Here is a 12819-nt window from a genome sequence, read left to right on the forward strand (position 1 = left end):
GTGCGCCGTCGACTGCGTTCCGCCGCCGTCGTAATCGTCCTGCTGGCGCCCACGGGAGGATCCACCGCCATGGCTCAGATCGGCGCCCCGCGCGACGGCGACCGCTTCGTCAACCTCGCTGGGCCCCGCCCACGCGCCGGCGCCGCCGCGATGCTGCCGTTCCTGCTCGGCAAGGTGTGGACCTCGATGTCCGGCCGGCCCGGCGCCGCGCCGCGCGTCGCCGTCGACCCCGACGCCATTCGCCACAACCCCAGCATCACCTGGATCGGCCATGCCACCTTCCTGGTGCGCATGGACGGCGTCACCTTCCTCACCGATCCGATGTTCTCGGCGCGCGCCAGCCCGGTCTCGTTCGCCGGCCCGCCGCGCCTGGTCGAGCCCGGCGTGCCGCTCGACGCGCTGCCGCCGCTCGACTTCGCCCTCGTCTCGCACGACCACTACGATCACCTCGACCTGCCGACGATCACCGCGCTGGCGCGCCGCGGCGTGCCGATCTTCGTCCCGCTCGGCGTCGGCCCCTTGATCCGCGACGCCGGCGGCACCGCCATCGAGCTCGATTGGTGGGACTCGCGCGCCGCCGGCCGGGTGCGCATCCACTGCGTGCCGGCGCAGCACTTCTCCGGCCGCACGCTGAGCGACACCGATCAGCGGCTGTGGGCCGGCTGGGTGGTCGAGGGCCCGACGCGGCGCTTCTACCATGCCGGCGACACCGGCTACTTCAGCGGCTTCGCCGAGATCGCGCGGCGCATCGGGGCGCCCGACCTCGCCGCGCTGCCGATCGGCGCCTACGACCCGGCGGCGATCATGCGCTTCGTGCACATGAACCCCGAGGAAGCGATGCAGGCGGCGGTCGACCTGCAGGCCGGGATCGCCGTCGGCATGCACTACGGCACCTTCGACCTGACCGACGAGGCGCCCGACGAGCCTCCACGCCGCTTCCATGCCGCCGCGTCGCAACGCGCCCTCGATGGCGTCGCCGCGTGGACGCTGAAGATCGGCGAGACGCGGCGCTGGTAGACGGGCCGTCGGCGCGGCGGCGCGCCGACCAGCGCTCTCACTCGTCCGCGTCTCCCTGCCGGCGTCGTCGGGAGCGCTTCCCGTCCAGCGTCGCGCCGCGGCTCACGACGTCGGGGCCGAAGCGCTCGACGAGCGCATCGAGCGCGCGCGCCACGCGCCGCGAGCGCTCGACGCCCGGGGGGTCGAAGAGTGACATCTGCGGCTCGCCTTCGAACAGCGACACCGACACGCCGACCAGGCGGATCGGCTGCGCCCCGTCGTCGGCCCTGGCGAGCAGGCGCTCCGCGACCGGCCAGATCACCTCGGTGGTGTCGGCTGCTGACGGCAGCGTCTCCTGGCGGGTGAGCGTCGAGAAGTCGGCGCGGCGCAGCTTGAGCTGCACGACCTGGCCGCGCAGCCCGGCGCGGCGCAGCCGCCGCGCCACCTCCTCCACCAGCCCGAGCACCGTCCGCCGCACCACGGCCCGATCGCGCACGTCCGCGAGAAACGTGCTCTCGTGTCCGACCGACTTGCGCCGCCGGTCGGGCACCACCTGACGCGGATCCTCGCCATGCGCCAGGGCGTGGAAGTGCGCGCCCAGCGATTCCCCGAAGGTCTCCACCAGGCGCCCACGCGGCAGGCGCGCGACGGCTCCGATCGTCGACGCGCCGAGTTGGCGGAACCCCTGCATCGCCCTCGGTCCCGCCCCCCACAGGCGATGCACCGGCAGCTCGGCGAGGAATTCCGCGACGCCGTCGGGCGGCACGACGACCAGCCCGTCGGGCTTGCGGAGATCCGAGGCGATCTTCGCCAGGAACTTGCTCGGCGCGACGCCGATCGAGGCGGTGAGGCGCTCCTCGTCCCGTACCGCGTCCTTGATGCGGCGGGCGATCGCGGCGCCGTCGCCGAACAGGGCGCGACTGCCGGTGACGTCGAGGAATGCCTCGTCGATGCTGAGCGGTTCGATGAGGTCGGTGTAGCGTTCGAGAATCGCCATGAAGCGCGCCGACACCGCCGCATAGAGCCGCATGCGCGGCCGCAGGTACACGGCATCGGGACACCGTCGGTACGCCTGCGAGATCGGCATCGCGGAATGGATGCCGAAGGCGCGCGCTTCGTACGACGCCGCGGCCACCACGCCGCGGCCGCGCCCGCCGCGCGGATCGGCGCCGACGACCAGGGGTCGGCCGGCGAGCGTCGGGTTCTCCCGCGCCTCGACCGCGGCGTAGAACGCGTCGAGGTCGACGTGGAGGATGGTGCGCGGCCCGGCGGTCAGCGGCGCCACCTTGGAGCGACGGGGAGGCTGTGGTCTAACGCGGACATGACGGCGCTCGGCGAACATTCCCTCCCGCCACCGGCGCGGCAGGTCAAGGTCGCCGCCCCCGGGGCGGTGCGCGCGCCTCGTCCGTCGGCGCGGAGGAGAAGCGATGAACGTCCATGAGGGCGGGTGCCACTGCGGGGCGGTCCGCTTCCGGGTGACCGTCGAGCGCTACGAGGCCCTCGAATGCAACTGCTCGATGTGCCGCAAGAAGGCGCTCCTGCACCTCATCGTGCCGCGGGATCGCTTCACCCTGTTGTCGGGCGGCGACCGGCTGAGCACGTATCGCTTCAACACCGGCATCGCCCAGCACACCTTCTGTCAGACCTGCGGCATCCATCCATTCTACGTCCCGCGCTCGCATCCGAACGACATCGACGTGAACGTGCGCTGCCTCGACGGTGACGCGATGGCGCGCTTCGCGATCACGCCGTTCGACGGCGCGAACTGGGAAGCGACGGTCGCCCGCATCCAGGGCACGGACGAGTCGCGCTGAGCCGCCCCCGCGTCCCCGCCGTGAGCAACCCGCCCGCGGGGCGCGGGATGGACCCAGGCAGCGCGCAAAAAAAGAGGGCGAGGCGCTGTGCGCCTCGCCCTCGTGTAGCCGATGGATCGTGACGTTACTGGTTGGTGACCACCAACTCGGTACGGCGGTTCTGGGCCCGACCCTCCGCGGTATCGTTGCTCGCCACCGGATTCCGCTTGCCGAAGCCCTTGGCCGTCAGGCGCGACGCCGGGATGCCGCACTTGATCAGCCAGTTGCGCACCGCGTCGGCGCGACGCTCGGACAGCTTCATGTTGTAGGCATCGCTGCCGATGCTGTCGGTGTGGCCCTGGCAGGAGACGTCGATCGAGGGCTCCGCCTTGAGCTGGCTGCACGCCTGCTCGAGGATGGGCACCGCGTCGGGACGGATGTTGTACTTGTCGAAGTCGAAGTTGACGCCGCGGAGGACGATCTTCTTCTTCATCGGCGCGGCGGCCGGGGCCGGCGGCGGCGGCGGCGCCGGAGCGGGCGGCGGCGGCGGCGCCTCCTGCGACTGCTGCACCATCAGCTCGATGCCGGTGGTGACGAAACGGACGTCGCCGACGCCGTGCACGCGCTGGTACTGACGCGTCCAGTTCCCGAACAGGCCGAGGCCGACGTTGTCGTTGATGTTGTAGTTGATGCCACCGCCGGTCTGGAAGCCGCCGGAGGTGTCGCTGATCGCGCTCGGCGCGCTGGCGAAGCCGGTCATGCCGCCGCCGAGGATGTCACCATAGATCTCGAGCGGGCCGACCGGCAGCGACAGGCGCGGGCCCGCCAGGTAGCTCACCGCCCAGGTGTCGTTGTCGTTCAGGCCGCGCGTGCAGCCGGTGCAGGGGCTGGCCCCGCCGCCGATCAACTGCAGCTCGCCCATCAAGCCCAGGTTGAGCTGCAGATCCTTGTCGTCGAAGAACTTGTACCCCATGAACGGGGCGAGCGAACCGCCGGTCTGTACATAACGGTCGAGCGCGTTGAGCGGCACCATGACGCCCGCGTCTACGCCGCCGAACCACCGCCCCTGCATCTCCTCGGCGATGCCGACCCGTGGTGTCGAGGCAACGAGTGCCCCGAGAACACCTACCGTGGCCAAGTACCTAAGAGTTTGTCTCATCTGCCACCTCCTCCGCGATGGATGATCCGGTGTGTCGTGATGACAACGTTTTGCGCTTTGCCACCGCTGACGGCGCCTTGTCAAGCGATCAACTTGCGCGATCCTCCGTCATGTTACGGCCCGCCTTGTCAATTGACACACGGACAGCCGGCGGGCAATGGGGCGCCTAAATTTTTCTCACATGTCGCGTCGCCCTTCGAGGGCGCGGCCGAGGGTCGCGAGATCGGCGTACTCGACGTCCCCCCCCATGGGAATGCCGTGGGCGATGCGGGTCACCCGCACACCGAGCGGCTTGATGAGGCGCGCCAGGTAGAGCGCCGTCGCCTCCCCCTCGGTGGTCGGATTGGTGGCGATGATCACCTCCTGCACCCCGTGCTCGCCCAGGCGGCGGAGGAGCGACGTCACGTTCAGATCGTCGGGGCCGACCCCGTCGAGCGGCGCGAGGGTGCCGCCGAGCACGTGATAGCGGCCGCTGAAGCCGCCGGACCGTTCGACGGCGGCGAGGTCGGCGGATTCCTCGACGACGCAGAGGACATCACCGCGACGCCGCGGATCGCCGCACAGCTCGCACGGATCGCTGCCGGCCAGCGCGCAACACTGCGAACAGGTCCGCAGGTCGTCGCGCAGCGCCGCCAGGGCCGCCGCCAGCGCCTCGACATCGCCCCGCTCGGTGCGGCTGAGGTGAAAGGCCAGCCGGGTGGCGGTCTTCTCACCGATGCCGGGGAGTTTCGTCAGCTCTTGAATGACCCGCGCCAGCGGCGCCGGTACCGTTGCCATCGGTGTTGCCCTCCTCCACCGCCCCGAGTCGATCGCGCAGCGCTCACCCCATGCCCGGCAGCTTGAGCCCACCCGTGAGCTTGCTCATCTCGTCGGCCATCTGCTGCTGCGCGCTGCGCAGCGCCTGATTCACCGCCGCGATCACCAGGTCCTGCAGCATCTCCACGTCGCCGCCGGCGAGGGCGGCGGGCTCGATCTGCAGGCGCACCAACTCGAGACGGCCGTTCACGGTCGCGCGCACCATGCCGCCGCCGGCACTGGCCTCGACGCTGCGCGCCGCCGCCTCCTCCTGGACGCGCTGCAACCGCTCCTGGAGATCCTGCGCCTGCTTGAACAGATCACCGAGCCCCGGCACCTTGCTCATTTCCCCTCCCGGCGGCGCGGCCGCCGCTCGCGCACTTCCGCCACCTCGCCGCCGAGGATCTCGACCGCGGCCTTGACGGCGGGATTCTGCAACGCGGCGCTGGTGAGCTCGGCGGTGCTCGGGCGCGGTGGCTCAACGGGCGCGTTGCCGTTGCTGGCGTCGCCGACCTCGACCTGGACGCGCAGCGGCCGCCCGAAGAAGCGGCCTGCCAGCTCCTCGATCAACGACAGATGATCGCGCCGCGACAGGTAGTCGAAGCGGAATCCGCGCGGCACCGCCAGGATCGCGACGTCGGCATCGAGCTGGCGCACCGCGCACTTCGCGAGATGATCGGCCAGCGTCGGCCGCTCCGCGTGCGCGAACGCGACGAAGTCCTCCCACCCCCCGTTTCCGGCCGACGCGGGCACCGGCGGCGGCGCGGATGGCGCGGTGGTGGCCGCGCGCGCCGCCGGCGCGGCGGCCGCCGGGCGCGGCGCCGGCGCCGACGTCGCCGCGCGCGCCGGCGCACCGCTGCCGCCGCGCAGGCGTGCCTCGAGATCGGCGAGCCGCTGCAGGACCTCCTCGATCGGCAGCAGGGCCGGCAGCGTCGCCAACTTCAGCAACGCCATCTCGAGCACCAGCTTCGGATACGGCGTGCGCGCCACCTCCTCGTCGGCCGCGAGCAGCACGTGGAAGGCGCGGTCGCAATCCACCGCCGCGGCGCGCGCCGCCTGGGCGCGCAGCGCCGCCAACTCGTCGTCGGCCATGTCGGGCAGAACGGCGCCGTTGCTCACCTTGGCCACCGCGAGATTGCGGAAGTGCTCGAGCAGGTCGCGGGTGAAGCGGCGGAGGTCGCAGCCGCGCTTGTAGGCGTCGTCGAGCGGCGCCAGGACGCGCGCCGGATCGCGATCGATCACGGCGTCGGCCAGCGCCGCGATCACCGCGCGATCGGCGAGCCCGAGCACGTCGAGCACCGCCGCGTCCGCGACGTCGGCGCCGGCGAGCACCTGGTCGAGCAGCGACTGCGCGTCGCGCATGCTGCCCTCGCCCTCGCGGGCCAGGGTGAAGAGCGCCCGGTCGCTGATCGCGACGCCGTCGGCGTCGACGATCTGGCGCAGGCGGGCGACCACCTGGCGCAGCGGAATGCGGCGGAAGTCGTAGCGCTGACAGCGCGACTGCACCGTCGCCGGCAACTTGTGCGGGTCGGTGGTGGCGAAGATGAACTTGACGTGCGGCGGCGGCTCCTCGAGCGTCTTCAACAGCGCGTTGAAGGCGCTGTTGGAGAGCATGTGCACCTCGTCGATGATGTAGATCTTGAAGCGGCTCTTCGCCGCCTGGTAGCGCACGTTCTCGATGATCTCGCGCACGTCGTCGACGCCGGTGTTGGAGGCGCCGTCGATCTCGAGCACGTCGACCGCGCTGCCGGCGGTGATCTCGCGGCAGTTCGCGCACTCGTTGCAGGGGGTCGGCGTCGGCCCGCGCTCGCAGTTGAGCGCCTTGGCGAGGACGCGCGCCGCCGTCGTCTTGCCGACGCCGCGCACGCCGGTGAAGAGGAAGGCGTGCGCCACGCGGCCGGCGCGAATGGCGTTGCTGAGCGTGCGGGCGACGTGCTCCTGACCGACGAGATCCTCGAAGGTCTGCGGCCGCCACCGGCGGGCCGACACGAGATACGTCACTTCACCCTCGCCCTCGCCGGAGTGGGTACCAGTGATAGCTAGGCTTCCCCGCGGCACAGAGAGGGAGTCGGTACCGCTGCTTCCTTCCGGACCTGACGGGGTTCGCGACGCTCCCTTGCGCGGGACCTAGCTATCACTCGTACTCACGCGTACTCACTCGCGACGCCTCCATTGCTACTCCCACCCCATCCACGGCGCAACCGCGCGCGGCGCGCGCGAACGGAGAGGGTGGGATTCGAACCCACGATACCTTTTGGGTATACGCGCTCTCCAGGCGCGCCCCTTCGACCACTCGGGCACCTCTCCATGCGCCGCGGTACGGTGCCCGTTCGCCGTCGCGACGTCAACGGGGTGGCGACGGCGACTCCCGCCGATCATCGCGTCGCGGCCTGCGTTGACCTGCGCGGCGGCGCGCACTAGATCGGCGCGGCGTCATGACCGTCCCCTGCCCCGCGTGCGGCGCGCCGACGTCGGCCGGCGATCACACCTGCGCGCGGTGCGGGCAACGGCTGACCACGGCGGCGCCGCTGCCCGAGGGCATCGCCACCGGCCCCGGCATGCTGGTATCCGCGGGCTTCGGCCGACGCACGCTGGCACGGCTGCTCGATCTCGTGCTCACCGGCTTCCTCGGCGGCGCGCTGGCCGCGGTGATGCTGCTGGCGCTGGGCGGCGACGAGGCGCTGCTCGACCGCAACCTGCCCGCGGCGGGATTCGAGATGTGGCTGGCGCGGACGCTGATGATGCTCACCTACCACGGCGTCGCCGAATCGCTGGGCGGCGCGACGCTGGGCAAGCTCATCTTCTCCCTCGACGTGGTCGGCGAGGACGGGCTCCCCATCTCGCTCGGGCGCGGTCTGTTGCGCAACCTGTGGGTCCTGGTCGACAGCCTCGCCTTCGGGCTCGTCGCCTACGTCGCCATGCGCCGCTCGCCGCGACACCAGCGGCTCGGCGACCGCCACGCGCGCACGCTCGTCGTGCACCGCCGCGATCTGCCCGCCGCCGCCCGCCGCCGCCCGGCGACGGTGGCGCACGGCATCCTGATCGGCCTCGCCTTCGCCGCCGCGATCTGCGCCCTCGCCATCCTGCTCGCCGGCGCCGCGGCGCCGACCGAACCCACGGCTTGATCGCGCCGCCGTTCGCAGGCAGGGAGAGCGCGGAGGAGCGCCGCATGGATCTCGGCCGTCTCGGCGTCTGGACCTTTCTCGACCTGATGAGCGCCGGCGAGGCCGCCGCCTTCGCCCAGCGCGTCGAGGCGCTCGGCTACACGACCCTCTGGCTGCCGGAGGCGATCGGCCGCGATCCCTTCGCCCTGCTCGGCTTTCTCGCCGCGCGCACCACACGGCTGCAGCTCGCCACCGGCATCGCCAACATCTACGCGCGCGACCCGATGACCATGCGCGCGGTCCAGCAGACGCTGGCCGAGCTCTCGGGCGGCCGGTTCATCCTCGGCCTCGGCGTCTCCCACGCGCATCTGGTGAGCGGCGTCCGCGGCCACGAGTACAAGCAGCCGATCCCCGCCATGCGCGAGTACCTGGACGCGATGGCCGGCGCGCTCTATCGGGCCGTCGAGCCGGCCGAGGAGGCGCCGATCATGCTCGCGGCGCTGCGGCCGGCGATGCTACGCCTGGCGCGCGCCCGGGCGCGCGGCGCGCATCCGTACTTCACCACCCCGGAGCACACCGCCCGGGCGCGCGAGATCCTCGGCCCCGATGCCTGGCTGGCGCCGGAGCAGAAGGTCCTCCTCGACACCGACCCGGGGCGCGCCCGCGCCACGGCGCGGGCGACGATGCAGATCTACCTCGGGCTGCCGAACTACCAGAACAACCTCCGCTGGCTCGGCTTCACCGACGACGACATCGCCAACGGCGGCAGCGACCGCCTGGTCGACGCCATCGTCGCCTGGGGGGACGAGCAGGCGATCCGCGATCGCATCCGCGCCCACCACGACGCCGGCGCCAATCACGTCTGCATCCAACCCCTGCGCGTCGATGGCGTCCCCGGCCCCGATCTGACCGTGCTCGAGGCGCTCGCGCCGGCACGCCGCTGACGAAAATCGCGGCTGCGGCGCCGCCGGGCCTCTGCTAGTCCTGACGCCCGAGAGGATCCGCGATGCGCCGACTCGCCCGTACGATCACCCTCCTGGCCGCCGCCCTGCTGCTGACCACCACGCCGGCGCTGCGCGCCCACGCGGTCGAGGGCGGCAACGCCGACACCGACATCGACGACGACGAGGGCGTCGACGTGCCGTCCGGCAAGGTCCGCGATCCCGACGAGATCGCGCCGCCGGACGCCAAGCCGCGCGCCCACGACGAGATTCCGTTTCCGGACGCCAAGCCGCGCGCCCACGACGAGATCCAGCCGCCCGACATCACGATCCCGCAGTAGCCGGGGCGCGGTCAGCCGCCGCCGCAGCCGTCGAGCGCGCGCGTCACCGCCGCGACCAGCTCGTCGATCGTCACCACGCCGTCGACGTTGCCGTCGACCGCCGCGCACAGCGCCGCGCCCGACTCGCCGAGGGCGATCCGCACCGCGGTGATCAGCTCGTCGATCGACACCGTGCCGCCGAAATCGCAGTCGCCGGCGCAGGCCGCGTCCGGCGCCAGGCGCCAGCCCATGTCGGTGAACGCCGCCGCCGCCAGTCCGACCTCGTGCAGCGACGACTCGAAGAACGGCTCCATCAACTCGAGGGGCGCCAGCGCATCGCTCCAGTGACTCGCCGAGGACCCCGCCTGCGCGAACGCCGGCGCGTACATCTGGACCCGCCCCTGGCCGTCGGCGCCGGCGGCGAGCACGCCGCTCGCCGCCCGCACCGTCGCGCCGTTCCACAGCAGCGACCCGGTGGCCTCGATCGCCGACCGCCGCTGGGCGTTGGTCATGGTGTCGAGCGTCTTGTTCGAGCGCGCGTCGAGCAGGAAGGTCAGGAAGACGTCGTCGCGCCCCTGGAAGCGGGCGCCGGTGTCCACGTCGACGAAGGTGATGAACCCCAGGCCGTGTCCGAGCTCGTGCAACACGACGGTGACGAAGTCCGAATCCTCGCCCGGCGCGTTGCCGTCCAGGCCGTAGTACCAGCCGGCGGGAAACGGACAGGTGGTGCCGAAGGCGCTGTTGAAGGTGGCGTCGATGTCGTCCTCGTCCGGCGCCAGATCCATGCCCGCCAGGCTGTCGGCCAACGCCGAGGGATAGAACGTGTTGGCGCGCGGCGCGCCGGCAAAGTCGCGGAACACGCTCACCGGCCCCGCCACCCCGAGGGTGGTCGACGCGGCCGTGCAGTTGAGCGGGTCGAAGGTGGCGGAGATGCGGATCTGCACCGGGCTCAGCACCGTCGCCGCCCACAGCTCGGCGGCGTACTCGAAGGCGATGAAGCGCTGCTCGCCGAGCGTCGCGCCGCGATTGCCACCCACCGGCGTCACCGGCGTCGGATCATTGAAGCCCTCGCCGGCGCCGTCGCGCGAGATGACCAGGACCGATGCGGCATCGCAACGACCCGCGACCAGGGCGCCCGCGGCGGCCAGAACGGCCGCGGCGAGCCAGGCACCTCCCCTCACCGGCCGCCCTCGCCCTCGATGCACTCGTGCAGCGCCGGGCCCCCGGGGTCGGCATGGCGCACCACCGCCGGCCGATGGCTGCCGCGCAGGTTCACCTTCACGCCGCCCGCCGGCGCCTGCACCGCCTCCTCCTCCCCCGGCTGCTCGGCCGCCGCAGACGCGGGCGCCGCGGCCGCCTCCGCCTGCAGCGCGGCGGCGCTCGGTCGGCCGACCACGCCGGTGTCGGGATCGCGGTACAGACGCATGGCGCGCTCGCCCGCGGCATCACCGGCGTGCGCCGGCGGGGCGCCCATCGCGAGCGCGGTGACCAGGACGAGAAGGGCGAACGGACTCTGGCGCATGGAGAGGATCCTCGGCGGTCGGAGTGAGGCGGACATCGCGTCACCGAACATGCCAGCAGGATGCAGCAATGCCTATCGCTGCTGCGCGGCCCCCGGACGGCTGAACTTGAAGAAGATGACTGAGAAGGGGGGGCGGGCCGCCCTGGACAGTTGGGCGACCCGCCGGCTGGAAGGGGGAACAAGGAGGATATTCCAGCTTGCGCGAGGATACCGAAACCGTCTCGCGCTGTACAGGTGGCATCCTCCTTATCCGCCTAGGTATTTTCCCTAACCCACCGATACCCTGGCAGATTGCATCCGGACATCACGGCACCCGCGGGCCACCCGGGGCGCCGCCCGATGACTCCCTCGGCGATCGCGGGCATGACAGCGGTCGCCCATGACCTTTCCTGCCCGGGCGCTCACGGAAGCGCTGGAAACGCATCGCGTTTTTTCAACCGCGACCAGGTGGCCTCGAGGCGACCCGGGCGTCGGTGGGGAAAGCTGCCCGGGGATAGCCAGCGCTCGGAGGGGAGAAAACAGCGGAGAGGGGGGAGTTCGTACTCTCCGCCGAGACCGGCAGGAAAATCGGGGCGTTGCGTGTTCAGCCGACAGCGGCTGCTACCGTTTTGCTACCAGCGCCGAGCACGGCGTCCGCGAGCCCGCACATCGCCTCGCGGTTCTTTTCCTCGGCGTCCCAGAACCAGTGGCTGTAGACGCTGAGCGTGATGGTCGGATCCAGTGGCCGAGCAGCTTCGCGACCTGCGTGACGCGTCGCCCCTGCATGATGAGGAGGCTCGCGAAGGTGCGCCGCAGGCCGTGCAAGTTGATCACGGGCCAGATCTCAGTGATGCCGCTCGACATATGTGAGGGAGGCGCTTGGCGCGTACAACCAGCGCCTCTACCTCGCGTGCACGGTGATGATCGGCGTGGCATCGGAGGCGATCGTGCTCGAAGCGGCCACCGCCCTCGCTAAGCTACCGGGTACGGAGAAGCTACGGGAGGAGCTGTCCAGCCGCCGCGTGTTCAAACGTGCGGGTTTCGGAAGGCGCTCGCCGCACGGGACGACGTTCCAGCGGGTCTCCGCGACGGAATGGACCTGGTCGTCCACGTTGCCGATCTCTTGCGAGCTGGCCGCAACGACGCAGGACACCCAACTGGCCACGGGCCACAGGCCGACGATTGCTTTACGTCGCTGAGCCTCTTCCCGCACTTTGCAAAGAGGCTCTACGCGCATCGGGACCGTTTCGTCTCTCTCGGTCCAACGGCCTAGTCGTCGAACGGACCCAAATCTAACTCAGTCAGCACGTGCCTTGGCGGATAAACAGGTCCCTTCTCGTAGTTCCAGAAATGGTGCCCCTTGAAGGTGTCTTTAAGCGCGTACCGAAGCATCTTCTCGAATCGGTAGTTTGAGCGCCTCGCCACGCAGAACGCCTCGAACATTCCGCGCGTCAGGTCCTTCAGCGCCTGTGTCGTTTCTGGACCGGCGATCAATTCCACCTCCACACGGTCGACTGGGACGAGACCCCATTGCTGGTGGAAGGCTGCGACCTTTCGTTGCAACTGCCTCTGCTCCAGCGCTCGCTGGTCCATCACCGACAGGAGTTCGTGAAAATGGCCGTCGCCCACAGATAGGTAGTGAACCAAGTCGGCGTGGGACCCTTCGAGGAGGAAATAGAGGGACTCGATGTTGAGGCTGGGACGCCTGACTACTCCGAGTGCCGCCGCGACCGTCCAGGCATTATCGCCCTCGGCGGCGACGGCGCGCAGGTGCTGACGCTCGAGTCCGTAGAGGATAGCCCGCTGTTCCAACAGGACCGCAAGAGCGCTCGTTCCATCAGCAACTCGCCGCCGGCGCTCCTCGGAACGGTCTCGCCGGATTTGGAATTGATAGGCGGCCAAAGCGCCCGCGAGCGCGCCGCCAAAACCCGAAACCAATGTCCCGAGTACGCTGCGGTCCTGCATCGCATCCAAGCCGGGCGCTCCAGCTTCGAGGTACAGCGCGAGGATCAGCACGGCCGCACCGCAGCTCACCACGTAAGATGCGATGCTGTGCTCGAGGAGCAGAATCGTCCCGCCGGCGAGAATCATCAGGGCCAGCGCCAGCAGGAAATGAGGGTGGACCATGTAGGGCATCAGCGGCGCCCTGCTACCACCCTGCTACCGCTCCGCGCCAATCCGGCAGAACCAGCAGCACCAGCGGGGCGAAA

General features: G+C 70.9%; 14 protein-coding genes, 1 tRNA gene and 1 other RNA gene. 6 read left to right on the forward strand and 10 right to left on the reverse strand.

What is annotated here, in order from left to right; genetic code table 11:
* Nucleotides 1-69 precede the first annotated feature (69 nt).
* The gene (locus KF840_20195; protein MBX3027227.1) at nt 70-1017 is read left to right on the forward strand and encodes an MBL fold metallo-hydrolase; all 948 of its coding nucleotides are present in this window, start codon (nt 70-72) and stop codon (nt 1015-1017) included.
* Between the two features lie 37 nt (nt 1018-1054).
* On the opposite strand, the gene dinB is transcribed toward KF840_20195, so the two are convergent.
* Nucleotides 1055-2338 carry a DNA polymerase IV gene (gene dinB / locus KF840_20200; GenBank protein MBX3027228.1) on the reverse strand — a complete coding sequence of 428 codons (1284 nt, stop codon included), beginning with the start codon at nt 2336-2338 and terminating at the stop codon, nt 1055-1057.
* 85 nt (nt 2339-2423) lie between these two features.
* On the opposite strand from dinB, the gene KF840_20205 reads away from it, so the two are divergent.
* Complete coding sequence (locus tag KF840_20205; protein ID MBX3027229.1) at nt 2424-2810, forward strand: GFA family protein; 387 nt, start codon at nt 2424-2426, stop codon at nt 2808-2810.
* Nucleotides 2811-2934: 124 nt separating this feature from the next.
* Here the strand turns inward: KF840_20205 and KF840_20210 are convergent, their stop codons facing one another.
* The 6 genes from KF840_20210 to KF840_20235 all read right to left on the reverse strand — a co-directional run bounded on the left by KF840_20210 (nt 2935) and on the right by KF840_20235 (nt 7050).
* Nucleotides 2935-3861: an OmpA family protein gene (locus tag KF840_20210; GenBank protein ID MBX3027230.1), complete on the reverse strand. Its 927-nt coding sequence runs from the start codon at nt 3859-3861 to the stop codon at nt 2935-2937.
* 264 nt (nt 3862-4125) lie between these two features.
* Nucleotides 4126-4725 carry a recombination mediator RecR gene (recR, locus tag KF840_20215; protein ID MBX3027231.1) on the reverse strand — a complete coding sequence of 200 codons (600 nt, stop codon included), beginning with the start codon at nt 4723-4725 and terminating at the stop codon, nt 4126-4128.
* 43 nt (nt 4726-4768) lie between these two features.
* The gene (locus KF840_20220; protein ID MBX3027232.1) at nt 4769-5089 is read right to left on the reverse strand and encodes a YbaB/EbfC family nucleoid-associated protein; all 321 of its coding nucleotides are present in this window, start codon (nt 5087-5089) and stop codon (nt 4769-4771) included.
* Nucleotides 5086-6744 (reverse strand): DNA polymerase III subunit gamma/tau, encoded by a 1659-nt coding sequence (dnaX, locus tag KF840_20225; GenBank protein MBX3027233.1) that lies wholly within the window; start codon nt 6742-6744, stop codon nt 5086-5088. Before dnaX ends, KF840_20220 begins: the two co-directional genes overlap by 4 nt.
* Before the next feature lie 33 nt (nt 6745-6777).
* An RNA gene (gene ffs, locus KF840_20230) (signal recognition particle sRNA small type) lies at nt 6778-6876 on the reverse strand.
* A gap of 88 nt (nt 6877-6964) precedes the next feature.
* Nucleotides 6965-7050, reverse strand: a tRNA-Ser gene (locus KF840_20235).
* A gap of 128 nt (nt 7051-7178) precedes the next feature.
* Here KF840_20235 and KF840_20240 point away from each other — a divergent pair.
* The 3 genes from KF840_20240 to KF840_20250 all read left to right on the forward strand — a co-directional run bounded on the left by KF840_20240 (nt 7179) and on the right by KF840_20250 (nt 9129).
* Entirely contained in the window at nt 7179-7868 is a 690-nt protein-coding gene (locus KF840_20240) for an RDD family protein (protein ID MBX3027234.1), read from the forward strand.
* Between the two features lie 44 nt (nt 7869-7912).
* Nucleotides 7913-8791 (forward strand): TIGR03620 family F420-dependent LLM class oxidoreductase, encoded by an 879-nt coding sequence (locus KF840_20245; GenBank protein ID MBX3027235.1) that lies wholly within the window; start codon nt 7913-7915, stop codon nt 8789-8791.
* A 62-nt stretch (nt 8792-8853) separates the two neighbouring features.
* On the forward strand, nt 8854-9129 hold the full coding sequence (locus tag KF840_20250) for a hypothetical protein (GenBank protein ID MBX3027236.1): 276 nt from the start codon (nt 8854-8856) through the stop codon (nt 9127-9129).
* Between the two features lie 11 nt (nt 9130-9140).
* Here the strand turns inward: KF840_20250 and KF840_20255 are convergent, their stop codons facing one another.
* Both KF840_20255 and KF840_20260 read right to left on the reverse strand, forming a co-directional pair.
* Nucleotides 9141-10289: a hypothetical protein gene (locus KF840_20255; GenBank protein ID MBX3027237.1), complete on the reverse strand. Its 1149-nt coding sequence runs from the start codon at nt 10287-10289 to the stop codon at nt 9141-9143.
* Entirely contained in the window at nt 10286-10630 is a 345-nt protein-coding gene (locus tag KF840_20260) for a hypothetical protein (protein ID MBX3027238.1), read from the reverse strand. The genes KF840_20255 and KF840_20260 overlap by 4 nt, the downstream gene beginning before the upstream one ends.
* A gap of 845 nt (nt 10631-11475) precedes the next feature.
* Here KF840_20260 and KF840_20265 point away from each other — a divergent pair.
* Nucleotides 11476-11808: a hypothetical protein gene (locus tag KF840_20265; GenBank protein MBX3027239.1), complete on the forward strand. Its 333-nt coding sequence runs from the start codon at nt 11476-11478 to the stop codon at nt 11806-11808.
* 70 nt (nt 11809-11878) lie between these two features.
* Here the strand turns inward: KF840_20265 and KF840_20270 are convergent, their stop codons facing one another.
* Nucleotides 11879-12745 (reverse strand): hypothetical protein, encoded by an 867-nt coding sequence (locus tag KF840_20270; protein MBX3027240.1) that lies wholly within the window; start codon nt 12743-12745, stop codon nt 11879-11881.
* Between the last annotated feature and the right edge of the window lie 74 nt (nt 12746-12819).

The sequence above is a fragment of the bacterium genome (genome assembly GCA_019637795.1).
Lineage (GTDB): Bacteria > Desulfobacterota > Binatia > HRBIN30 > CADEER01 > JAHBUY01.